The organism is Pseudomonas putida, from assembly GCA_041879295.1.
GTDB classification, from domain to species: Bacteria; Pseudomonadota; Gammaproteobacteria; order Pseudomonadales; family Pseudomonadaceae; genus Aquipseudomonas; species Aquipseudomonas putida_Y.
Genome location: CP047152.1, coordinates 3,178,128 through 3,201,748, shown reverse-complemented (window position 1 = coordinate 3,201,748; position 23,621 = coordinate 3,178,128). Strand labels below are relative to the sequence as shown.

Sequence of the window (23,621 nt, the reverse complement as noted above, 5' to 3'; positions counted from 1 at the left end):
TTTGTGAGGAGCGTGTATTCATTCTCAGAACTTAGGCAGGTTGAACGTTGGGAGCGATGGCAATGAGGGCATCGATGGCAGCCTGGGGGCGTCTGGCCATGCAGGCAAGTCTATCCCGTCGGGGCGCAGCTTACGGATGACCCACGACTTGGCCTCATCGTAAAGCTCGTCGGCAATCCTGCCTGCGATGTTGGCGGCGGTTTCCTCAGCGTAGCGACGCAGGTCGTCCGGCTTGATCTCGGTGATTGTCTTGTGAATGGCCTCGATATGATCCACGGCATAGCGTAAACCCGCCTTAACGGCATTCTTGATGCCGAAGTGATTGTCGAGTGCGTTCAATCCAAGGCCTACGGCAAATACCACGAGCGCCCCGGCAATGACTGGTGCGGCGGCTGCAGTGAACAGGGCGCCAGCAGCCAAGGCCGCGGCGTATCCGAGTGCCGAGGCGATACCGGCCTTGATCAGTTCCACGCCAACGCCGCCAAACAGGTCGCTCATGACGTGCTCGTCGGCAAATATCCATTCTGCGACTTCAATGGCCACCGCCACGTAGCACGAAAGCTTGAATCCTTTGATGGACGATCCGCGCACTCCATACTTGCCGATGCCCATGCTGACGAGCTTGGCATTCTGGATGCCATAGCGTGGCGCGTTGAGTGTCTTGCGCAGGCCAGGGTAGCCGGTGAGAACGACGTACTGCTTACCATTGCGCACTGTGTAGCGTACTTTTGTGCCCAACCCGTTCATGTCGCGAATGAAACTGGCGGTGTTTTTCGCGTCCCAGGCGGCCATGGCCGCGGGCACACCCCAGGTGGTATTGACGAAGGTATGAGGCAGGCCGTTGTAGGTGGATTTCACGCCGTGCCAGGTGCCGGTCAGCATATCGCCCTGTGTGCGCGTACAGACTTGCGGCGATTGCGTGGCGCCATGTGCCTGCTGAGCAAACTGGGCCTGTGCGTGAAAATCCTCAATGGACATGATCACCATTTCCCGGTGATTCTGGTCCATCTCCCGGTCGAGCTGGCTGAGTTGGCTTTCGCTCACGCTCATGGCGATTCTCCCTGATATTCGCGATCTACTGCCTCATGGCTAGGCGTAGGGAGCCTACACTCCAGACCTCCAGCAGCTCAAACCGGAGGACATATTCCGATGTAATTAATCAAGAAATTGTCTACTGATACACAGGCCCATGATCCACCTGTTGCACGCGGCTTTTGTCCTCGTGGTGAGGCAATCTGGCTTATTGCCATCATTTGACAGCTCCCGGCCAAGCGCGTTTTCATTGTGAGATCTCCAGCTTGATGCAGGATGCATTTACCTGACCGGGAAAGATTGAATTAAATGTTTACGACCGAACGGTTTTTTGCGCGAATTTGGGCCTTCTGGTTTTTGACGCTTATGATTTCAGTGTTGACACTTGGGGTGGCGCCGAAAATTGTTTTTGTGCCCATGGCTGTAGCGTCTTTTGTTACATTTTGCTGGTGCGTGAAATGCGCCTATCGTTCGGAACGATTTGCTGATTTTGCGTCCTTACGTCTCTGTTTCAGCTTGACTGCCGTGCCGCTTTTTGCCTTTGTTCTGTCAATGGCGATAACGTACAAACAAGCAAAAATGGGAGGCGTAGCGGCGCTTGCGATCAGCGCCGTGCCGCTCATTCTTACTGCGTTGGCTTTCGCATTGGCCTATGGGCATCGAAGCAAGGCGAGTTCATTCCTGTTACGCGGTGATCGGGTAGAAGTATTCGAACCCGAGCAGGCCAATTCGTGGGTTGTGGGCGGGCTTGGTGCAGGGTTGAGTAGTCTGCTGTATCCGACGATAAAGAACTATAATAGTTCTATGGCCGTGGTGCTGTGTGTGATGGTTTTCATTTCGCTGTATTTGGTCTTCTATAATCGCACCAATATCGCTTCGTTAAGGGCGTTAAAAGAACGCGAGCGTCGTGAGGCGCGTCAATACACATTTCTTGAGATCGAATATGTGCGTGCGTTACGTGACGCTTCATGGTTGGCTCGGGTTTTTGCACTCAAGAGCCGAAAATAAGCGATATTAGACGCCAGTTATCCAGGAAGTGTGATGTTGACTTGCTCTCTCGACTCGCGAATCTTCCAGGGTAAGACGGTACAAGACCTAGTTGGCGAGGTACTTGCAGGTTTTGGCAGCTTGGCAAAGTGCGATTTCCGCCTGAACAAATCGTTGAAATCTTATAGCTACTGCAATCCGGAAAGATCGCCGTTCGTACCTTTGACTATAGTCAGTCGCGCAATTTCTTTCCGGTGATCATGCAGAGGCTCAATGAGCAGGGGGATGTAATCGGCAGACTTATAGCCCTGTGACTTGAAGAAGTTGGCAGCAGTATCCTGGTTGCTTCGTATATTGGTGTCCTGCCAAGTTGCCCGTTCGAGCAAGCTTCTTGTATGTGCTCCATCTTTTTCTAATCGTGATTTTTATTTTTGGCTTGGAATTTCTTAAAGGAACTCCACTCCTCTCCATCAATCAATGCCATGTAAAATTCTGCAAATAACTGACTGAGATTACGATCGTCCTGTAAGTTGGTTTCCGGTAAGTAGCGGTAACCAGGTATGTCTCTAGCCTCCATGGGGGCATGAATTTTTCCATTTTCAGCTTTTAATAAGAGGCCGCGTAGGGTGTTGAGCATCAGCTTCGCATCGGAATTTTGATCTTCGAGAGCCTCAAGTTTTTCACGAAGCGCTGCAGCGGTAGCCTTCAGTGTGTGCGTGTTCATTGTCTATCCTAGTTATCAATAGTGCCTATGAGCTTGGTGGCCGACCACTCATTACGGTTAGGGGTAAGATATTGAAGTGCGCCACCCACCCTGTCAATGTTACCTCCAAATTCGGTGGTAGGCGCAATCTTGCTGACAAAAACCTCTGTTGGTTTAAGTGGCGTCATTTCAAAAATTGAATATTTTGTAGCCTCACTGCCCAGCGGTAATCCTAGGCTATCAGCCAGGGTTCGGCTTCCCTGCGCAGCAGACTGCAGCTCCTCCATAGTGGTGAAAAATGGAGAGTAACGGCTTGCCTCTTGTCCCACTGGCACGATTTTCACGAGGGGCGAATCTATGATGGACAGTTTTGGAGTGTTACTGCCCGAGCCTATCTGGGAGATGGCTCGGCTGAAAATGTCCATGTCTGATGCTTTGGGGTCTGCGGCACGTAGCTTTTGCAGATATAGCTCACCATCAGGGCTGTCGAGATACTCATTAATCTGTTTGTTGCTAAGGCCTCGGGGTGCAAAAGTCTCTGCATATTTTAGTTGTTGATCGTGCGCTACAAAGTCAGGGTCCTGTTTCGCATAAAATTCTCGCAAGCTCTTTGGCTCGACCTGGCTGATGGGAGATGGTTCTTTAACTTGCAACTCCGGCTGCGCCAACAGCTTCTGCTCATTCTTCGCCAACCAGGCCGCCAGCTGCTTGTTGGAGATCTCGGCCTGCAGCCGAGCGCTCCGGGCGGCAATGCTTTCCATGCTGCTCATGACGCCGGCCTTCATCTGCCCCCGAGTAAGGTAGGTGACGATCGCTGTCAGTAACAGCAGCACCAACTGCTCCTGCCCGCGAGCAAGCTGGCGTGCAGCGCGCTCGACACGCTCCTGGGCCTGCGCCGCGGAGCCGCCGCTCGGGTCCAGGCCAGCGGGCTTGAGGCCATCCTCGGCGAACCAGGCCGTGGCCATGCCTTGCTGAAGGGTCGACAGGCAGGCCGGTAGCCCTGATAAAAATACTCGGCGATGGCGGACAGCCCCAGGCCCATGAGGATCAGGTTGCCGACCTGCAGGCCAATGCCGGCGCCGGCCACCGCGCCCGGCGCCGCGCCGACGCCAAAGGCGAACGCCCCGGACACGCCACCGGCGAGCGAGCCAACCGCCACACTGCCACCGAGGATCATCGACACCTCTTTGACCAGTTGCAGCAGCACTGGCAGGATTTGCTCGATACCTATCGAGGACCACTTGCGCTTGAGGTTGTCCTGAATGATCGGGTAGGACAGGGCCATGGCCTGGCGCACGTTGTCGATACGCTGGCCACCGAGGTAGCCATAGGCCTGGTTGGCGCCATTGCTCACTCGCCGGCTGAAACCGTCCCAGGCCTCATGGGCGCTGTTCAGGCCGCTGTCGACGCTCTGGTTGAGCTCGCTGAATTTCTGCTCGAGATTGCGTTCGATGTCTCCCCAACTGGGGATGTTGGCTAAAAGATCCATTTTCGCTTCACTGTCCATGGAAGTGGCGGCGCTCGGCGGCGAGCGCAGCATGTCGCTTCAGACCTCAGGATGGGGCGAAGTCCGGCGGAGAGCCCATTGTTCTCATGACAGGCGTGCGCGGCAATGATGGCAATTGAGCATCGCTGCACGGCTTTGTGGCTGACCGCATCCCGCAAGTGCCATTACGGCCGCGTTCGCGATGGCCATTTGGCGGAATTGGCTAGTGGCAAAAAATTTGAACCAATCCACGTTATGAACATTTTTCTCCGCCAGTGGAGTTGATGCGTCAGGTAGCGAGACAGTTCAAGTGGGAGCTGTCAGGCATGGGCGCTGATCGACACCTCAAACCTTCTGCGACGGGCCGTTCGGCGATTGCCGGGGGCGCTTCCGGGCGCCAGTGAGGAGGATGAAGGATGGCGATATGACATTGCCTTGCAGGGCGGTATTGCCCGGTTTTCCTAGGCCTGTAATGAGTTGACAGGGCAGCTTTTGCCGGTGTTTCCTTTGGGCCTTTCTGCCTGCCTGGCATTCGGGAATGTGAACCCTGTCGCATTTATTTCAATGCATGATGGCACTTTCCTCTGTGCAGGCAGTCGCATGATTCCGCAAGCACGCGCGTTATGCGCGCATGCAGAATACGCCCGCAAGATCAGGGTTGCAGCTGAGCATCGCAAGCGCGTGCTGGCCGTGTTTTCAAGGAGATTTCGCATGATCATGGACTTGGCCTCCGCGCTGCTGTCGCCACAGAACCGCCGCCTGTTCAAGTTTCACAACCTGGCCAACCCCGAGCAGGAGCTGCTGCTGGAAACCTTCAAGGGCACTGAAGCCCTGTCGCGGGCGTTCAACTACGAACTGCTGCTGGTCTGCGAAGACTCCGGCGTGCCGCTCAAATCCATGATGGGCCAGCACGTCAGCATCGAGATCGAACTGGCCGAAGGCGGCCCGCGGTACATAACCGGCTACCTCACACGCTTTGCCAGCATCGGCAGCGACGGCGGCATGGCGCGCTATACCGCTACCCTCAACCCGTGGTTCTCGATGCTGAAGAACCGCTTCGACACGCGGATCTTCCAGGGCAACACGGTCGAGGAAGTGGTCACCGAAGTGTTCGCGCTGTGCCCGGCGTTTTCCCGCCACGAGTTTCGCCTGACCCGGCCACAGAAGCGCTACACCTACATTACCCAGTACCGCGAAACCGACTTCAACTTCGTCCAGCGCCTGCTGGAGGAAGAGGGGATGTTCTACTACTTCGAGCACACCGCCGAAGGCCACACCATGATCATCTGCGATGACTCCAGCACGCTGGTGGCCATCCCCGAGCAACCGCAAATCCGCTTCCACAGCGCCTCGGTCACCGAGACCGCCGACTCCATCACCCAGTGGAGCGGCAACCGTCAACTGCAATCCGGCAAGATGGCCACGCAAACCTTTGACTACCGCCAACCGAACAACCGCCTGCCGGTGGCGCTGAACAGCGTGAACAAGCAGGGCGATGTCGAGAACTTCGAGATCTACGACTTCCCCGGCCAGTACACCCACGGTACCTATGACGAAGGCGAAACCCTGCTGCGCCTGCGCATTGAGGCGCTGGAGCTGCGCGGCAAAAAGTTCGAAGGCGCCAGCAACTGCCGGGCCATGAAGCCGGGCTACACCTTTGAGCTGCTGCAGCACTACATCCACGACCAAGGCCCGGTAGAAGACCGCCAGTTCCTGCTGATGAGCGTGGAAAGCGAAGGCCACAACAACTACCTTACCGGCCAGCAGGCCAGCTATTTCAACACCTTCAGTTGCGTGCGCAAGAAGATCCCGTTCCGCCCGCAGCTGAGTACGCCCAAACCGACCATTGCCGGCCCGCAGACCGCGATCATCGTCGGCCCACCGGGTGAGGAGATCTTCACCGACGAACTGGGCCGGGTGAAAATCCAGTTCCACTGGGACCGCAATGGCAAGTACAACGACCACAGCTCGTGCTGGGTACGTGTCGCCCAATCCGGTGCCAGCGGTGGCTTCGGCAGCATCCAGATCCCACGCGTAGGCGACGAGGTGGTGGTGGTGTTCCTTGACGGCAACCCGGACCGGCCGCTGATCATGGGCAGCCTGTACAACAGCACCAACACCCCGCCATGGTCGCTGCCGGCGAACAAGACTCAGAGTGGGTTCCTGACGCGGTCGATGAAGGGCGACGGCGGCACCGCCAACTTCTTCCGCTTCGAGGACAAGGCCGGCGCCGAGCAGATCATCATGCATGCCGAGCGCAACATGGATACCGAGATCGAGCTGGATGAGACCCACGATGTGGGGAACAACCGCTCGATTACTGTTGGTGGTACGCACACCGAAACGGTCAAGAAAGACACCGTGGTGCAGGTGACCGAAGGTTCCTACACCCTGCAAGTCGACAACCAGTTCATCCAGGTGGCCGCCAAGCAGCACATCATCCTGCAGGTGGGCGACAGCAGCATCACGCTGACCCCGGAAGGCATCGAGATCAAAGGCAAGGTCATCGTGACCACCAGTACCGACACCACCCAGATCACCGGCGCCGCAGTGCGAATCAACGACTGAGGCAAGGTTCATGTACAAGCCCTCGATCTACGACCGCATCTCTGCCAGGCGCGAAGCGCAAGAGGAGTCTGCGCGGCTGGCCAGTCTGGCGGAAGCGGCTCATGTGCCCGAGCCTGTGTCCGAGCTGGAACCGGAACCGGTGCCAGCCGTGTTGCAGGATGTAGCCAGCGCTTTCACCTTCGCAGGGTTCTCCTTGCAGTTTCCGCTCGGCTTTCGTTTTCGCGACATCCAGACCACCCTCGAGCATGAAGGCGAGCCGGTCAGCCTCAGCATCCGCCGCCGTGATGTGCGCGCCAGGCAGCCGCTGGAGCAACTGTTCCAGAGCGCAGTCGAGGCTTTGCGCGAATTGAACCCGCAACTGCGCGTGATTCGCCAACGTGATTGCCTCCTGGCTGGGAGCCCGGCCAAGGTCGTGGACTTTCACTTCAATGCCGGCCACGAGCCTCGGCACGGTCGCCTGGTCGGCGCGCTGGTGCCCATCGCCGGCAGCGATTCGCTGCAATGGCTGGATATCTCCAGCGTGATCGACCCCAGCAAGCCCGGCCTGAGCCAGTGGCTGGCCGAGTTCGACCGCATGCTCGATGGCTTTGCGCAGGGCTGACCCAGATTTTTTCGCTATCAGGAATTTTCATCGCATGGATTACGAGCTACAGGAAGGCGGCATTGCGCTGCCGGCAGGTTTCGAGGACCGCACGGTCAACATGTTTGTCCTGGGTGCCAGTGTTCCAGCACCCTTGAGCATCACCATCTCGCGTGACACCTTGCTGCCGGACGAAGCGCTGCAGGCCTATGTCGATCGCCAGGTCAAGCTGCTCACCTCCAAGCTGCGCGGCTACACCCGCATGGGCAACAAGGCCGTCACGCTCTCGGTTACCGCACCCATTGCCGGTATCCAGATCGACGCCTATTACATGAACCAGGGCCGCCCGCTGTACCAGCGCCAGGCCGCCTTCATCATCAGCCCCGGGCGTGCCCTGATCTTCTCCACCACTGCACAGGCCGACTTCAGTGCCCAGCAGAACCAGGACTGGGACAACCTGTTGGCCAGCTTCACCCCGCGTGCCCCGTCCGAAACCAGCGCCGAGTCCGGCGAACAGGAGTAACCCCTCATGTTCGAAGCGGCCAGGTTCGGCGACGAGATATCGCACACCAGCGCGCTGGGGGGCTTCCTGATCGGGGCCGCCCTGGGGATTGCGCTGGTGGCCACGGTGGCCATCGCCACGTTCACCTGCGGGTTCGGCGTGGCCTTGCTGGCCGGCCTCGCAGCCGGCATCGGGGGCAGCTTGCTGACTGCCGCCGGAGAGGCGATAGGCAGTATGTTCTCGTCCCCCTCAGGGACGATAACCACTGCCTCACCCAACGTGTTCATCAACAGCCGCAAGGCCGCCCACGTCGAAAAAAGCATCGGTGCCTGCGACAAGCACCCGGGGCCGGTGCAGATTGCCGAAGGCTCGACCAACGTCTTCATCAACAGCGTCGCCGCCGCGCGCAAGGGCGACAAGCTGACCTGCGGCGCCACCATTTCCGGTGGTTCGGACAACGTCATCATCGGCGGCGGCACCTACCGTTACCTGCCCGTGGACGATGAAGTCCCGGAGTGGCTGCGCACCACCGTGGATGTACTGATGGCCATCGCCGGTGCCGCAGGCGGTATCGCCCAGCTGATCAAGGCGGGTACCCAGGCCGGCATGAAAGCCGTCATGCCTTGCGCCCTGAAGTTCACGGCCGGCTTCGTCGCCGGTGAGGTGGCCAGCCGTTACGTGGTCGAACCCGTGGCCCGCAAGGCTATCGGCGGCCTGGTCGGCAACCCCGTCGACCTCACGACGGGCCGCAAGCTGATCCCCGATGAAATCGACTTCAGCCTGCCGGGCCTGATGCCGATCGAGTGGTCGCGCTTCTACGCCAGCGACCTGACGGTCGACAGCGTACTCGGCCGCGGCTGGGTGCTGCCCTGGGAGCAGAGCCTGCGCCGCCAGGGGGCATTCATCTACCTCACCGACAACCAGGGCCGCGAAGTCCCGTTCGTGACCCTGCAACCGGGGCAGCGCATCTACAACCCGCACGAGCAGGTGTACCTGGTGTGCACCGAGGGCGGCCACTACATCCTGCAGACCCTCGATAACCTGTTCTTCTACTTCGGCGAAGTGCCAGACACCAACACCGAAGTACCGCTGCAGCGAATCGAGAACGTCCTCGGCCACTTCCTGCACTTCACCCGCACGCCCGACGGCACACTGACCGACATCAGCGCCACCGGCGGCACCCGCGTGCACCTGCACTACGATAACCCGCTGGGTCGCCTGACCGACATCAAGCGCGTGGTGAACAACGAAGCGGTGGAAACGCTTACCCAGTACCGCTACGACGAACACGGCCAGCTGAGCGCGGTGATCAACCGCAACGGCGACACCGTGCGCAGCTTCAGCTACGCAGACGGCCTGATGGTGACCCACAGCAACGCGCTGGGGCTGGGCTGCCACTACCGTTGGCAAACCCAGGGCGACAAGCCACGCGTGGTCGAACACTGGACCAGCGACGGCGAGCACTACCACTTCCGCTACGATCTCGATAGCCGCACCAGCTGGGCCACCGACGTGCTCGGCCGCGAGCTGGAAGTGCAGTACAACGCCGATCACCGCGTGGTCGCCAGCCGCGACTACGGTGGCGAACGCTATGCCATCGAACTGGACGAGCAGGGGAACATGGTCGGCCTGACCTTGCCGGACGGTAACCGCCTGCAATTCAAGTACGACGAATTCTCCCGCTTGCTCGAAGAGACCGATCCGCTGGGCCGCAAGACCACCTACGAATATCACCACCTGACCACGCTGGTGACCCAGGTCAGCTACCCGGATGGCAGCACCTGGCGAGCGCGTTACGACGACAAGGGCAACCTGCTCGCCGAATTCGATACCCTCGGCCAGATGACCGAGTACCTGAACAGCGATGACGGCCTGCCGCACACCATCATCGATGCGACCTACAAGTCCAAGTACCTGTGGTGGAACACCCTGGCCCAGGTCGAGCGCTACCAGGACTGCTCGGGCAAGAGCACGTACTACCGCTATGACGAGCGCCAGCACCTGGTCGCGGTAACGGACGCGCTAAACCAGACCACCACGCTGGAGCGCAAGCCCGACGGTGAAGTGCTGCGCATCAGCCACCCGGACGGCACCACGGAAACCTTCACCTACAACGTCTACGGTCAGGTGCTCAGCCACACCGACGGCAAGGGCCAGACCACCCGCCTGATGCGCACGGCCCGTGGCCTGCCGAGCAGCCGTCAGGATGCCAAGGGCCAGCGGGTTCGCTACGAGTACGACAAGGCCATTCGCCTGACCGCGCTGGTCAACGAAAACAACGCCACGTACAGCTTTGGCTACGACGCTTCGGACCGGCTGAGCGAAGAAGTGCGGGTAGATAACCTGACCCGACGTTTCAGCTACAACGTCGGTGGCCATCTCACACGACTGGATGAGATTGGCTATGGCGACAATGCCGAACGGCCAGAGCGCCATACGCTGTTCGAGCGTGATGCCATTGGCCGCTTGGTCGCCAAGATCAATCGTGATGCGAGCCAGACATTCGCATACGACGACGGTGACCGCTTGCTGAGCATCGAGCGGCAACCAACCGAGATCGGCAAGCAGCTTGGGATCACGGAAGAAAAGCTTGAGTACACCTACGATCTGCTCGGCCGGCTGACCCAAGAAATCACCCCCGATGGGACGCTAGCCTACGAGTACGACCCACTCAGCAACCTAACCACGCTGACCCTGCCGGATGGCCGCAAGGTCAACCACCTGTACTACGGCAGTGGGCACCTGCACCAGTTGAACCTGGACGGCCAGGTCATCAGTGACATGGAGCGCGATGACCTGCACCGTGAGGTGTACCGCACTCAAGGCAAGCTCACCAGTTGCTTCGGTTATGACGCCATGGGGCGCAAGGCCTGGCAGTTTGCCTCGACCTTGCCGGCCGACAAGCTTTCGCAGGTGCACAACACCGGCATCAATACCTCGTTGCTGGTCGAGCACGCCTACAACCCGATCCATCGCCGTTACCAGTACGACCCGGCCGGTGAACTGGTGCGTACCCTCGACAAGCTACGCGGCGAGATCAAGTACGAATACGAAGCCAATGGCCAGTTGCGCAGCCGCGATACCGGCTCGTTGATCGGCAGCGAGGAGTTCCGCTACGACCCGGCAGCCAACCGCCTGGACTTCAATGCGCGGCAGTTCGACAAGGTCAAGGACAACCGGATCAAACAGTGGCGGGATCAGGAGTATCGCTACGACCCGTGGGGCAACCTGATCGAGAAGCGCTCGGGGCACAGCAAGCTGCAGCACTTCAGCTATGACTGCGAGAACCGGCTGGTGCGGGCGGAGACGTTGGTTAACGGCAAGCTGGAAAGCCGAGGCGAGTACCGGTACGACAGCCTCGGACGGCGGGTGGCCAAGCAGTCGGAGATCAATGGCAAGGTCGAGCAGAAACGCTTTCTTTGGCAAGGGCTGCGGATGTTGCAGGAGGAGGTGCCGGGACAGAGCAGTTTGTACCTGTATGAGCCGGGTAGCTATGCGCCGCTGGCGCGAGTCGATCAGGCTGAAGGGGAGGAGCAAAAGCTTTATTACTTCCATACCGATCAGATCGGTACGCCGATCGAGCTGACCAATAGCGAGGGCGAGATCGTTTGGCAGGCGACCTATCGGTCATGGGGAGCGATTGAGCAACTGGCGGTCAATGAAGTCGAGCAGAATCTGAGGTTCCAGGGGCAATATTTTGATGACGAATCAAATCTAATCTACAATACATTTAGATACTACGATGCCGGTATAGGGCGGTTTGTTACCCAAGATCCGATTGGATTGGCGGGAGGGTTCAATCTCTATCGTTATGCTGTGAACTCGATAAGCTGGATAGACCCTTATGGCTTGGCAGGGTTCTTCACGAGCTCAACGTTCACCGCTCCGTCCGGTAGCACTCACACCGTTTTTCAGCAGAAAATTGACTGGGACTTGCCAGTTAATACTCGCGAAGGTATCAAAACAAATCTTGATTTAGCGTCGGAGGGTAAAAGCCCTTTTGTGGTGAAAAACGGTAGTTACTCTCAGCTTAATTTGCATCATTCTAAACAGGATGCACTTGGTTCGCTCTTTGAGTTATCAGCAGATACGCATCAGACATACGGAAGGACAAACGCGCTTCACCCTCATCTGCCGGGGCAGCATCCACATAATCCAGTAGATCGCGCTATCTTTAATGGCGACAGAGAAAGTTACTGGATGTCGAGAGCGCAGGCGGAAAAAAATATTCGTTCAAGTAAATTAACTTGTGGATGATTCAAATATGCTATCGGATAAGGTTAAAAATTTTTGCCGCCAAAAGGGCTGGTGGTATGATGATGCTAGCGCAGATTACGAGGCTGAACTAGTTAAATTAGGAGTTGATATAGGGTCGGATTGTGCTGAATTTTACTTGCATGCTGAAGATGGCCCCACATTTTCCTCGGGAGGACATGAGCTCTATCAGCTTGGTTGGTTCTCTAAAAATACCAAGTTTGATCTCGCGCTGAAACGCACCCATGACACCCTAGGCCTGAGTCTTGATTACATACCCCTGGATAGCTTTGAGGGTGAAAGTGGATATTACTATAATTCCAGGACTGGAGAGGTGCTTGAAATTTCCCTTGGTGAGAGGTTGGAAGCTTTCAAAGCGGGGCGACTCCGCCCGCAGTGGGGCAACTTCAATAGTTTCATTGAATTTTATTTTGAACTTGGCTGACTCTTATGTTGATAGATATTATTATGGGTGATAAACTTTTATGTCTCTAATTGTTTTGATTGATAAAGATGTATGATGGCGCAATTGGAAGTCTCCGTCGAGGCTGTTCTGGTAAGAGCACTTACTATCGCTACGACGAGCGCCGGTATCTGGTATCAGTGACCGGTGCGCCGAACTAAACCACCTGTCTGGAGTACAAGCCGGACGGTGAAGTTCTACGCATCGCTCTTCCGAAATAGATCAAGGAGACTTTCACTGACAACATCTACGGCCAAGTGTTCAGCCACACCGACGGCAAGGGCCAGACCACCCGCCTGATGCGCACCGCCCGTGGCCTGCCGGGCAGCCGCCAGGAAGCCAAGGGCCAACGGGTTCGCTACGTAAGCGATCCATGAACCCCACCTACCGCAAGGTGAGGCCATCGTTTAACGTGGCATTTCCGGTGAACCGTTCCACGGCAACAGCGCTTCATAATCTGCCACCGACTGCGCATGGGGCAGCCGCTCCAGTACGTGGCGCAGCCACGTATAGGGCTCCTGGCCGTTGATCTTGGCGGTCTCGACTAAACTGTAGAGCTGAGCACTGGCGGCGGCACCCTTGGGCGTGTCGCTGAACAGCCAGGCTTGGCGGCCTCAGGTTCCAAGTGCAACAGTCAGTTGATAATGTTGAGCCGATTGGTTGCCAGCAGTTGCAGATGATCCGTCAACACTTCAACAGGGAATTTCCAGCCCAATGTCTGACGAGGTCGGGTGTTGAGCAAGTCGGCAATCTCGTCCAGCCGCTCCTGGCTAACCAGCGACAAATCGGTGCCCTTGGGTAAGTACTGCCGGAGCAGGCCGTTCGTGTTCTCGTTGCTGCCTCTTTGCCAAGGGCTGTGCGGGTCAGCGAAGTAGATCTTCATTCCCGTACGAGCTGTCAGCTCTTGATGCTTGGCCATCTCGCTGCCTTGGTCATGGGTCATGGTTTTCAGCAGCGCCGGTGCCATCCGCGAAAGTTCTCGCGTCATCCCCTCTAGCGCGGCGTCTGCGGTGGGCGCATCCAACTTGGCCAGGATCACGAAACGGCTCGTGCGCTCGACCATCGTCGCTACTGCCGAGCGATTGTTCGCGCCCATGATCAGGTCGCTTTCCCAATGACCTGGCACTTGTCGACCTTCGACCTCTTCAGGCCGGTAGCGAATATTCTGTTCAGCTGGATAGCGCTCGCGCCGAGCTGGCGCAGTGCTGCGAGTACGCCGCTTGCTGCCGCCCTGGCGCAGGTAACCAATGAGTTGACGCTTAAGCTCGCCGCGTGGGTATGCATAGATTGTCAGGTAGATCGTTTCGTGACTCACATGCCGCTCAGGATTATCAGGCCAGTAGTCCTTGAGTCTGGCGGCAATTTGCTGAGGAGACCAGCCCTTGGCTAACATGCTGTGTACGACCTGGAACAGTTCAGAACCAGGGGCAAGAAGCTTGCTGCGCCTCGGGACGTGTCTGAGGGCACGGGCTCGAGCACCGGCAGTGCTGGCGTCATAGTGCCCAGGCTGCGACTGGCGCCGCACCTCTCGACTCAGCGTGCTGGGTTGGCGCCCAAGAACTTGGGCGATGGCTCGCAGCGAGGCGCCTTGCATACGCATGATCATTAGCGTTACGCGCTCTTCGATGGTCAAGTGGGTGTAGTGAGTAGTCATGCAGCACCTTACCTCGGGTGTTGCACTTGGTCACTGAGACCGCCCTTTGCGGCCAATCACAAATGGCTTTATTGCGCGCTCTGCCGGGTTATTGTCGATCGGCAAATACCCAGCCTCCACATAACGCTCCAGCCGACTCCAATTGCTCGCCAGGTAATTCACCGCCTTGCCGAGCACACTTTGCGACGTCACATGTGGCTGCGTTTTGTCCAGCCAACTTTTCAACTGCCCCAGGATCGGCAGGCTCTTCTCCTGCCGGCCAGTCAATCGCTGCTCATCACTGGCGTCCTTCAGTTCACGCTCAATGCCATATAGCTTATTGATCAATGACAGCGCCATATCCGCGCGTCCGGCTTTGCCCTTGGGCTGCACTTTCTGAGCTTCAACAAACTTGCGACGCGCATGCGCCATGCACGCCAATCGTTCGACACCCGGCTGCAACGCCAAGGCGTTGTAGCCGGCGTAATCGTCCGTCATCACATAGCCGCGATAACTTTCCAGCAAGCGCAACGGCACCTCCTGCGCACGGCTGGAGGTGTAGTCGAACAGCACGACTTTCCGATCCGGTGGCCCACTGGCTTGCACCCACATCCAGGATTGGCTGGTCGGGTCTCGATCCGGTTCTTTAAGAACTTGGACGCGGGTTTCATCGCAATGGATGACCGGGCTTTCCAGCAACCGGTCGCGCATCAGATTCAGCAGTGGTTGCAGGTGCTCACCGCACTGAATCACCCAGCGCGCCAAAGTCTGGCGCGGAATCTCGATACCGTGTCGGCTCAGCACCGTTTCAAAACGGTGCAGCGGCAAGCCATCGACATACTTGGTGGCCAACAGCATGGCCAGCACGCTCGGGCTGGCCATGCTCTTCTCGATCAACTGTGCGGGTTTGTCAGCGGTGACCGGAGCGGCTTCACAACCACGGCAACCGTAAATTTTACGGATGTGTTTGAGCACCCGGATCTGCATCGGCACGATATCCAGCTGCTCGCTGGTTTCTTCACCGATCACGTGTTTGCGGCAACCACAGGCACAGGCCTGCTCGTGTTCGGGCAGTTCGTGGATGACTTCAATGCGCGGCAGGTCAGCGGACAGCGGTTTGCGCTTGCCACGACGCAGTGTTGGCGCGACCACTTCTTCGTCGTCATCGACCGGAGGTATCGACAGGCTTTCCGGTTCGTTGAACAACGCGAGCTGCGGCGTGTTGGTTTCAACGGTCTGCTCGGACTTGCGACTGAACAGACGGTCGCGCAGTAGCTTGACCTGCTCTTTGAGATCGACGATCTGGCCCTTATCGACCGTGCGCTCCATCAATAACTGCGCAAGCATCTGCTTGAGCAGTACGGGGTCATCGGGAAGGTCTTCGGGCATGGAAATCATGCCCCGGATTATAACGAATCAGGCGACGAATCGCGGCGTCAAAACCTGATGCGGGCGATTGCGCCAGAGGTCAAAACCGTCGAGTAACCAGTTCAGTTCCTGGACGGTGAGGACAATCGCTTCGTCGGTGGCGTCAGGTGATGTTTTGAATCGCTCGGATTCCAGGCGCTTGAGCCAAAGACAGAAGCCGTTGCGCTCCCAGTACAAGATCTTCACACGGTTGCGGGATTTGTTGAGAAATACGAAGAGCACGGGGTCGAACACCGCCACCTTGATGTCCAACTCGACCAGCGCCGCCAAGCCATCAATGGATTTTCGGAAGTCGACGGGCTTGGGGTAGAGATAGACTTTTTCGACTTTGGCGTCGGGACGCATCATGGCGTGCGGGCTCCAGAAAGAAATCGGGAGCACAGCATTGGGGATCAGCTGAGCGCTTTGAATGTGGGGTTCATGGAGCGCTTACCTTGGCCGCGAGTTGGAAGTGCAGTACAACGCCGACCACCGCGTGGTCGCCAGCCGCGATTATGGCGGCGAGCGTTACGCCATCGAGCTTGACGAACACGGCAATATGGTTGGCCTGACCTTGCCGGACGGTAACCGCCTGCAATTCAAGTACGACGAATTCTCCCGACTGCTCGAAGAGACCGACCCGCTGGGGCGCAAGACCGTTTACGAGTATCACCACCTGACCACGCTGGTGACTCAGGTCAGCTACCCGGATGGCAGCACTTGGCGAGCGCGCTACGACGACAAGGGCAACCTGCTCGCCGAACTCGATGCCCTCGGCCAGATGACCGAGTACCTGAACAGCGATGACGGCCTGCCGCACACCATCATCGATGCCACCTACAAGTCCAAGTACCTGTGGTGGAACACCCTGGCCCAGGTCGAGCGCTACCAGGACTGCTCGGGCAAGAGCACGTACTACCGCTATGACGAACGCCAGCACCTGGTCGCGGTAACAGACGCGCTGAACCAGACCACCACACTGGAGCGCAAGCCCGACGGCGAAGTGCTGCGCATCAACCACCCGGACGGCACCACGGAAAGCTTCACCTACAACGTCTACGGGCAGGTGCTCAGCCACACCGACGGCAAGGGCCAGACCACCCGCCTGATGCGCACCGCCCGTGGCCTGCCGAGCAGCCGCCAGGATGCCAAGGGACAGCGGGTTCGCTACGAGTACGACAAGGCCATTCGCCTGACCGCGCTGGTCAACGAGAACAACGCCACGTACAGCTTTGCCTACGACGCTTCGGACCGGCTGAGCGAAGAAGTGCGGGTGGATAACCTGACCCGGCGTTTCAGCTACGACGTCGGTGGCCATCTCACACGACTGGATGAGATTGGCTATGGCGAAAATGCCGAGCGGCCAGAGCGCCATACGCTCTTTGAGCGTGATGCCATTGGTCGCCTGATCGCCAAACTGAATAGCGACGCACAACAGCGATTCACCTATGACGACGGTGACCGTTTGCTGAGCATCGAGCGGCAACCGACCGGGATCGGCAAGCAGCTTGGGATCACAGAAGAGAAGCTGGAATACACCTACGATCTGCTCGGTCGGCTGACGAAAGAAATCACCCCTGACGGCACGCTCAGCTACGAGTACGACCCGCTCAGCAACCTGACCACGCTGATCCTGCCGGATGGGCGTAAGGTCAATCACCTGTATTACGGCAGTGGCCACCTGCACCAGCTGAACCTGGATGGTCAGGTGATCAGCGACATGGAGCGCGATGACCTGCACCGCGAGGTGTACCGCACGCAGGGCAAGCTCACCAGTTGCTTCGGTTATGACGCCATGGGGCGCAAGGCCTGGCAGTTTGCCTCGACCTTGCCGGCCGACAAGCTCTCGCAAGTGCATAACACCGGCATCAATACCTCGTTGCTGGTCGAGCACGCCTACAACCCGATCCACCGCCGTTACCAGTACGACCCGGCCGGTGAACTGGTGCGTACCCTCGACAAACTACGCGGTGAGATCAAGTACGAATACGAAGCCAACGGCCAGTTGCGCAGTCGTGATACTGGCTCCTTGATCGGCAGCGAGGAATTCCGCTACGACCCGGCAGCCAACCGCCTGGACTTCAATGCGCGGCAGTTCGACAAGGTCAAGGACAACCGGATCAAACAGTGGCGGGATCAAGAGTACCGCTACGACCCGTGGGGCAACCTGATCGAGAAGCGCTCGGGGCACTGCAAGCTGCAGCACTTTATCTATGACTGCGAGAACCGGCTGGTGCGGGCGGAGACGTTGGTCAATGGCAAGCTGGATAGCCAAGGCGAGTACCGGTACGACAGCTTGGGGAGGCGAATAGCCAAACAGGCGGAAATGAATGGCGAGGTAGAGCAGAAGCGCTTCCTCTGGCAAGGCTTGCGGATGCTGCGGGAGGAAACTCCTGGGCACAGCATCTTGTACCTGTACGAGCCGGGTAGATATGCGCCGTTGGCGCGAGTTGACCAGGCGGAAGGGGAAGGGCAGAAGGTCTATTACTTCCATACTGACCAGATTGGCACGCCGCTGGAGCTTACGAACAGCGATGGCGCAGTCGTTTGGCAAGCTACGTACCGCTCGTGGGGCATGCTAGAGCAGCTAGATATTAGTGAAGTCGAGCAGAACCTTCGATTTCAAGGGCAATACTTCGACGTTGAGAGTGAGCTGCATTATAATACCTTCCGTTATTATGCGTCGGATATTGGGCGCTTTGTAACTCAAGATCCATTGGGTTTAGGTGGCGGTGTAAATCTTTACCAATATGCGCCTAATGCCACTGCATGGATTGATCCTTGGGGGCTATCTTTCAAGAGTGTGAATTTTGAGGGTTCGCCTGAGTTGTTCCCCGTAACCGGCAACCAAAAAAATATCGTATCTATTCAAATGCAAGGGTCTCGAGGTCGAGACTTTACTGAAGCTTACAAGCAAGCTGGTTTGTCAAAGGCTCAGGTCAAATCGATTGGTAAATATACTTGGCATCATTTGGATGATTTCGATCCTGTAACTGGTAAGGGAACAATGCAGTTAGTAACTCAGGCCGCGCACGAGGCTTCGTTGCCCCGTACAGGGTCGGTGGCACAATTCGAGAAGCATTTCGGTTTGCCTTCTGGATCTTACGGGACACCTGAAGCTGTAGCTATCTCGCAGGACAAGGGGTGGCTGAAAGGGCGCCCACAAAAAATAACGTCTACAACTTGTTGAGGACTATATGGTGGATGATTTTAAACTCTTCAATTCTGATGTCGCTATTTCAGGGCTTGATATTGATGCACTTGAGTCTGAAATCGGTATGAGATTTCCTGCGGAATTTAGGGCGCTATACCTGACCTTCAATGGGGGTGAGCCTAATCGGGCATTTTGGGCGGAAGACGAAAATTATGAGCCGATTAGAGTTGAAGATTTTAAGAGTATTGCTAGTGATGGCGCTGTAGACAAGAATGAGACTAAGTACATAGGTGGTTGTTTCAGGTTGATGGTGAGCAGGAATGTCTTGCCAGCACACTTGGTGCCATTTGCCGTAGATGAGGCGGGTAACTTTATTTGCCTTGATAAAAATGAGGGCAAGGTGATTTATTTTGCGGTGGACATTTTTCAGCCCGATATTGATATGCATCTAAATCACATCAATGCTCAACGGGTTCTTTCGTTTTCATTTAATGAGTTCATTGGGTCCTTGATTCATGAGGATCAAGTTGATCAGTGAGTGTGTGAGGTGTTGCCCTGAAGGCTGAAAGCTTTTACTGGCTTTAGCGCTTTAGCGCTTTAGCGTGAATGTCAGTGAATGCTGGCTTTAATTCAACCTTCGGCGCTATACTTTCTAAGTGGATTTAGTGTGGCTGGGATCTTTAATAACTTAACGTCGGAGGGCTGAGGCGTTAGCCTCAGTCATTCCAGTAAACGAGTCACACTGAATAGAACGTCCTGCAGCAGTCAGGCGAGATTGCTCTTTTAGCCGATAATTCGACAACTAGGCCGTTGAAACGCTCACACAGTACCGCTACGACGAACACGGCCAGCTGAGCGCGGTGATCAACCGCAACGGCGACACCGTGCGCAGCTTCAGCTACGCCGACGGCCTGATGGTGACCCACAGCAACGCGCTGGGGCTGGGCTGCCACTACCGTTGGCAAACCCAGGGCGACAAGCCACGCGTGGTCGAACACTGGACCAGCGACGGCGAGCACTACCACTTCCGCTACGATCTCGATAGCCGCACCAGCTGGGCCACCGACGTGCTCGGCCGCGAGCTGGAAGTGCAGTACAACGCCGACCACCGCGTGGTCGCCAGCCGCGACTATGGCGGCGAGTGTTACGCCATCGAGCTGGACGAACACGGCAACATGGTCGGCCTGACCTTGCCGGACGGTAACCGCCTGCAATTCAAGTACGACGAGTTCTCCCGCCTGCTCGAAGAAACCGATCCGCTCGGCCGCAAGACCCAGTACGAATATCACCACCTGACCACGCTGGTGACCCAGGTCAGCTACCCGGATGGCAGCACCTAGCGAGCGCGCTACGACGACAAGGGCAACCTGCTCGCCGAATTCGATGCCCTCGGCCAGATGACCGAGTACCTGAACAGCGATGACGGCCTGCCGCACACCATCATCGATGCGACCTACAAGTCCAAGTACCTGTGGTGGAACACCCTGGCCCAGGTCGAACGCTATCAGGACTGCTCGGGCAAGAGCACGTACTACCGCTATGACGAGCGCCAGCACCTGGTCGCGGTAACAGGCGCGCTGAACCAGACCACCACGCTGGAGCGCAAGCCCGACGGCGAAGTGCTGCGCATCAGCCACCCGGACGGCACCACGGAAAGCTTCACCTACAACGTCTACGGTCAGGTGCTCAGCCACACCGACGGCAAGGGCCAGACCACCCGCCTGATGCGCACGGCCCGTGGACTGCCGAGCAGCCGCCAGGATGCCAAGGGCCAGCGGGTTCGCTACGAGTACGACAAGGCCATTCGCCTGACCGCGCTGGTCAACGAGAACAACGCCACGTACAGCTTTGCCTACGACGCTTCGGACCGGCTGAGCGAAGAAGTGCGGGTGGATAACCTGACCCGGCGTTTCAGTTACAACGTCGGTGGCCATCTCACACGACTGGATGAGATTGGCTATGGCGAAAATGCCGAGCGGCCCGAGCGCCATACGCTGTTCGAGCGTGATGCCATTGGCCGTTTGGTCGCCAAGATCAACCGTGATGTGAGCCAGACATTCGCATACGACGACGGTGACCGTTTGCTGAGCATCGAGCGGCAACCGACCGGGATCGGCAAGCAGCTTGGGATCACGGAAGAAAAGCTTGAGTACGCCTACGATCTGATCGGTCGGCTGACCCAAGAAATCAGCCCTGACGGCACGCTCGGCTACGAGTACGACCCACTCAGCAACCTGACCACGCTGACCCTCCCGGATGGGCGCAAGGTCAATCACCTGTACTACGGCAGCGGTCACCTGCACCAGCTGAACCTGGATGGTCAGGTGATCAGCGACATGGAGCGCGATGACCTGCACCGCGAGGTGTACCGGACCCAGGGCAAGCTCACCAGTTGCTTCGGTTATGACGCCATGGGGCGCAAGGCCTGGCAGTTTGCCTCGACCTTGCCGGCCGACAAGCTTTCGCAGGTGCACAGTCGCGATACCGGTTCGCTGATCGGCAGTGAGGAGTTCCGCTACGACCCGGCAGCCAACCGCCTGGACTTCAATGCGCGGCAATTCGACAAGGTCAAGGACAACCGGATCAAACAGTGGCGGGATCAGGAGTACCGCTACGACCCGTGGGGCAACCTGATCGAGAAGCGCTCGGGGCACAGTAAGCTGCAGCACTTCAGCTATGACTGCGAGAACCGGCTGGTGCGGGCGGAGACGTTGGTCAATGGCAAGCTGGAAAGCCAAGGCGAGTACCGGTACGACAGCCTTGGGGGGCGGGTGGCCAAGCAGGCTGAAATCAAGGGCGAGGTCGAACAGAAGCGCTTCCTCTGGCAGGGGCTGAGGATGCTGCGGGAGGAAACGCCTGCGAAGAGCATCTTGTACCTGTACGAGCCGGGTAGCTATGCGCCGTTAGCGCGGGTCGATCAAGTTGAAGGGGAAGAGCAGAAGGTCTATTACTTCCATACGGATCAGATTGGTACGCCGTTGGAGTTGACGGACAGCGAGGGCAAGATTGTTTGGCAGGCGACGTATCGGTCTTGGGGGGCGATTGAGCAACTGGCGATCAATGAAGTCGAGCAGAATCTACGGCTCCAGGGCCAGTACTTTGATGTTGAAACGGAGCTTCATTACAATACGTTCCGATATTATGATCCTTAAATTGGACGATTTATTTCTCATGACCCTATAAGCTTGCTCGGTGGTGATAATTTATACATTTTTGCACCTAGTACCACTGGATGGATTGATCCTTGGGGGCTAAGCTGTCGAACAGAGTATCTGGGCAGAACTCCTGGCAAATCTAGCAGGACCGGCCGAAAAGTAATTGAAAATATGAGAGGCGAGGGTCGAATTAGAGGTGAAGGTGACTCGATGGAATTTAAAAGCTCGACCGATAAGCAGTGGTATTCGGTTGGAGAGGCCGATATGGCACATAAGTATGATGCGGTAACATGTTGGAATGATAGAAGTGGGTTCTTTGGAGCTAAGTCTAAGGAGGTTAGAAAGTGGATGCTTGATCCGAAGAACTATGAGCTGGAGCATTAATCGTATAACAGGTCGGCAGGTGCAAAATTGAATCAGTTCTACCGGTCGCCAGATAATATTGTTGGTCCGCACGAAAGTTTTCAATATTGAGGTGTTTATGAAAGATTTGTCGGAAGTGAACTTGCAGCTGTATCAAAGAATAGTAGCGGCTATGGAGTCTGGAAATGCACTGCAAGAGAAAGGGGCTTATCAGGCTGCTTTAGAAAAGTACAAAGAATCGTGGAGTATGCTTCCCGACCCAAAAGAGCAGTGGGATCTTTGCCACTGGATCGAAAAATGCAATTCCGAGGTCTATTTGAAGCAGCAAGATTATGAAAGTGCGAAGATATGGGCGCTCAAGGCGGTTGAGTCGAAACCACCTCGAGAAACGTCCAGTTTTATCATTCTTGGTGCATGTTTTCTCGGGTTGGGTGAGGAGGGATATGCATTTGACGAAATGAAAAAAGCTTTCGATATGGGCGGCGAGAGAGCATTCAAGGGATTTGATAAAAAATATCTCGCCTTCTTTGCTGGTTTCAAAGGTTAAAGAATGGGATTTTTACCAGATCAGGTTCATGAGGAGATACTGGTTCTTAGTGAACAGGGTAATCTGCTGATGGAAAAAGGTCGATATCCTGATGCTGTCGAAGCGTTCACGGCTGCCTTGGTCAAACTGCCTGAACCCATCGAGCAGTGGGAGGCGTTCGTTTGGTTGAAGGCCAGTATTGGGGACGCTCTATTTTTTATGCAGGACTATAGTCGGGCCTTGAGCGAGTTTTTTGAAGCCGCCAACGGCCCGGACGGCGCACAGAATGCGTTCGTAATTCTTCGTTTAGGCGAGTGTCTATACGAACAAGAAAATCCAGATGCGTTGGAGTATTTATGCAAAGCATATTTTTTGGAAGGGGTAGATATTTTCAAAGACGAAGATATAAAATACTTTAGCGCCGTTGAATCTGTATTGGGAATGGCATGAATGTAACGTCTGTTTTTTTTGGGGCTGGATCTTATCATCGCCAATCTGTGATGTGTATTGTAAAGGCGAGAAAATTCTTGAAGGTATTTTTTGGAATTAAAATGACTAAGGAAATATAGTGCTGAATCACTCCTAGTGAACTAGTAGCTTTCATGAGGGAAATGAACTGCTGGGAGGTTGAGTTCTTTGGCCAGCGTAAAAAAAGCCTGGCTCAGGGGGTAGAAGATTCTCAGCTAAAAGAAAAGTATGCAAAGCAACTTTAGGAGATACTTGATAAATATGCCGTTAAGGATAAGTCTAATTATGGGCGACTTGTCGATCTTGGGTGCACTAAGCCTGCCACTTATGATCCTGCGAC

General features: G+C 56.6%; 16 protein-coding genes and 5 pseudogenes. 13 read left to right on the top strand and 8 right to left on the bottom strand.

Going from position 1 to position 23,621, the window contains the following annotated elements:
- Nucleotides 1-24: 24 nt before the first annotated feature.
- The gene (locus GST84_14715; GenBank protein XGB13504.1) at nt 25-1,050 is read right to left on the bottom strand and encodes a hypothetical protein; all 1,026 of its coding nucleotides are present in this window, start codon (nt 1,048-1,050) and stop codon (nt 25-27) included.
- Nucleotides 1,051-1,341: 291 nt separating this feature from the next.
- Here GST84_14715 and GST84_14710 point away from each other — a divergent pair, with 291 nt between their 5' ends.
- The gene (locus GST84_14710) at nt 1,342-2,040 is read left to right on the top strand and encodes a hypothetical protein (GenBank protein XGB13503.1); all 699 of its coding nucleotides are present in this window, start codon (nt 1,342-1,344) and stop codon (nt 2,038-2,040) included.
- Nucleotides 2,041-2,073: 33 nt separating this feature from the next.
- Entirely contained in the window at nt 2,074-2,277 is a 204-nt protein-coding gene (locus tag GST84_14705; GenBank protein XGB13502.1) for a hypothetical protein, read from the top strand.
- Here the strand turns inward: GST84_14705 and GST84_14700 are convergent.
- The 3 genes and pseudogenes from GST84_14700 to GST84_14690 all read right to left on the bottom strand — a co-directional run bounded on the left by GST84_14700 (nt 2,208) and on the right by GST84_14690 (nt 4,211).
- Entirely contained in the window at nt 2,208-2,405 is a 198-nt protein-coding gene (locus GST84_14700; protein XGB13501.1) for a hypothetical protein, read from the bottom strand. The two genes, GST84_14705 and GST84_14700, sit on opposite strands and share 70 nt — an antisense overlap.
- 26 nt (nt 2,406-2,431) lie before the next feature.
- Nucleotides 2,432-2,743, bottom strand: coding sequence for a hypothetical protein (locus GST84_14695; GenBank protein XGB13500.1), 312 nt, complete (start codon nt 2,741-2,743; stop codon nt 2,432-2,434).
- Between the two features lie 8 nt (nt 2,744-2,751).
- Nucleotides 2,752-4,211: pseudogene (locus GST84_14690) on the bottom strand (hypothetical protein).
- A gap of 708 nt (nt 4,212-4,919) precedes the next feature.
- Here GST84_14690 and tssI point away from each other — a divergent pair.
- The 6 genes and pseudogenes from tssI to GST84_14660 all read left to right on the top strand — a co-directional run bounded on the left by tssI (nt 4,920) and on the right by GST84_14660 (nt 12,952).
- On the top strand, nt 4,920-6,776 hold the full coding sequence (gene tssI, locus GST84_14685; GenBank protein XGB13499.1) for a type VI secretion system tip protein VgrG: 1,857 nt from the start codon (nt 4,920-4,922) through the stop codon (nt 6,774-6,776).
- A 10-nt stretch (nt 6,777-6,786) separates the two neighbouring features.
- Nucleotides 6,787-7,377: a hypothetical protein gene (locus GST84_14680; GenBank protein XGB13498.1), complete on the top strand. Its 591-nt coding sequence runs from the start codon at nt 6,787-6,789 to the stop codon at nt 7,375-7,377.
- A gap of 34 nt (nt 7,378-7,411) precedes the next feature.
- Nucleotides 7,412-7,879 (top strand): DcrB-related protein, encoded by a 468-nt coding sequence (locus GST84_14675; GenBank protein ID XGB13497.1) that lies wholly within the window; start codon nt 7,412-7,414, stop codon nt 7,877-7,879.
- A 6-nt stretch (nt 7,880-7,885) separates the two neighbouring features.
- Nucleotides 7,886-12,115 (top strand): type IV secretion protein Rhs, encoded by a 4,230-nt coding sequence (locus GST84_14670; GenBank protein ID XGB13496.1) that lies wholly within the window; start codon nt 7,886-7,888, stop codon nt 12,113-12,115.
- Nucleotides 12,116-12,122: 7 nt separating this feature from the next.
- Nucleotides 12,123-12,557: a hypothetical protein gene (locus tag GST84_14665; GenBank protein XGB15781.1), complete on the top strand. Its 435-nt coding sequence runs from the start codon at nt 12,123-12,125 to the stop codon at nt 12,555-12,557.
- Between the two features lie 68 nt (nt 12,558-12,625).
- Nucleotides 12,626-12,952: pseudogene (locus tag GST84_14660) on the top strand (hypothetical protein).
- A gap of 30 nt (nt 12,953-12,982) precedes the next feature.
- Here the strand turns inward: GST84_14660 and GST84_14655 are convergent.
- From GST84_14655 to tnpB, 4 genes and pseudogenes are all read right to left on the bottom strand, one after another.
- Nucleotides 12,983-13,189 (bottom strand): annotated as a pseudogene (locus tag GST84_14655) (IS66 family transposase).
- 20 nt (nt 13,190-13,209) lie between these two features.
- A complete protein-coding gene (locus tag GST84_14650; protein XGB13495.1) occupies nt 13,210-14,229 on the bottom strand; it encodes an IS30 family transposase in 1,020 nt (339 codons plus the stop codon).
- A gap of 45 nt (nt 14,230-14,274) precedes the next feature.
- A pseudogene (locus tag GST84_14645) lies at nt 14,275-15,606 on the bottom strand (IS66 family transposase).
- An 18-nt stretch (nt 15,607-15,624) separates the two neighbouring features.
- Nucleotides 15,625-15,981 carry an IS66 family insertion sequence element accessory protein TnpB gene (tnpB, locus tag GST84_14640; GenBank protein XGB15780.1) on the bottom strand — a complete coding sequence of 119 codons (357 nt, stop codon included), beginning with the start codon at nt 15,979-15,981 and terminating at the stop codon, nt 15,625-15,627.
- 64 nt (nt 15,982-16,045) lie between these two features.
- Here tnpB and GST84_14635 point away from each other — a divergent pair, with 64 nt between their 5' ends.
- From GST84_14635 to GST84_14615, 5 genes and pseudogenes are all read left to right on the top strand, one after another.
- A complete protein-coding gene (locus GST84_14635; protein ID XGB13494.1) occupies nt 16,046-18,805 on the top strand; it encodes a sugar-binding protein in 2,760 nt (919 codons plus the stop codon).
- A gap of 7 nt (nt 18,806-18,812) precedes the next feature.
- A complete protein-coding gene (locus GST84_14630) occupies nt 18,813-19,307 on the top strand; it encodes an SMI1/KNR4 family protein (GenBank protein ID XGB13493.1) in 495 nt (164 codons plus the stop codon).
- 259 nt (nt 19,308-19,566) lie between these two features.
- Nucleotides 19,567-22,398, top strand: a pseudogene (locus GST84_14625) (type IV secretion protein Rhs).
- A gap of 7 nt (nt 22,399-22,405) precedes the next feature.
- Entirely contained in the window at nt 22,406-22,834 is a 429-nt protein-coding gene (locus tag GST84_14620; protein XGB13492.1) for a hypothetical protein, read from the top strand.
- Between the two features lie 3 nt (nt 22,835-22,837).
- Nucleotides 22,838-23,263 carry a hypothetical protein gene (locus GST84_14615; GenBank protein ID XGB13491.1) on the top strand — a complete coding sequence of 142 codons (426 nt, stop codon included), beginning with the start codon at nt 22,838-22,840 and terminating at the stop codon, nt 23,261-23,263.
- Nucleotides 23,264-23,621 lie beyond the last annotated feature (358 nt).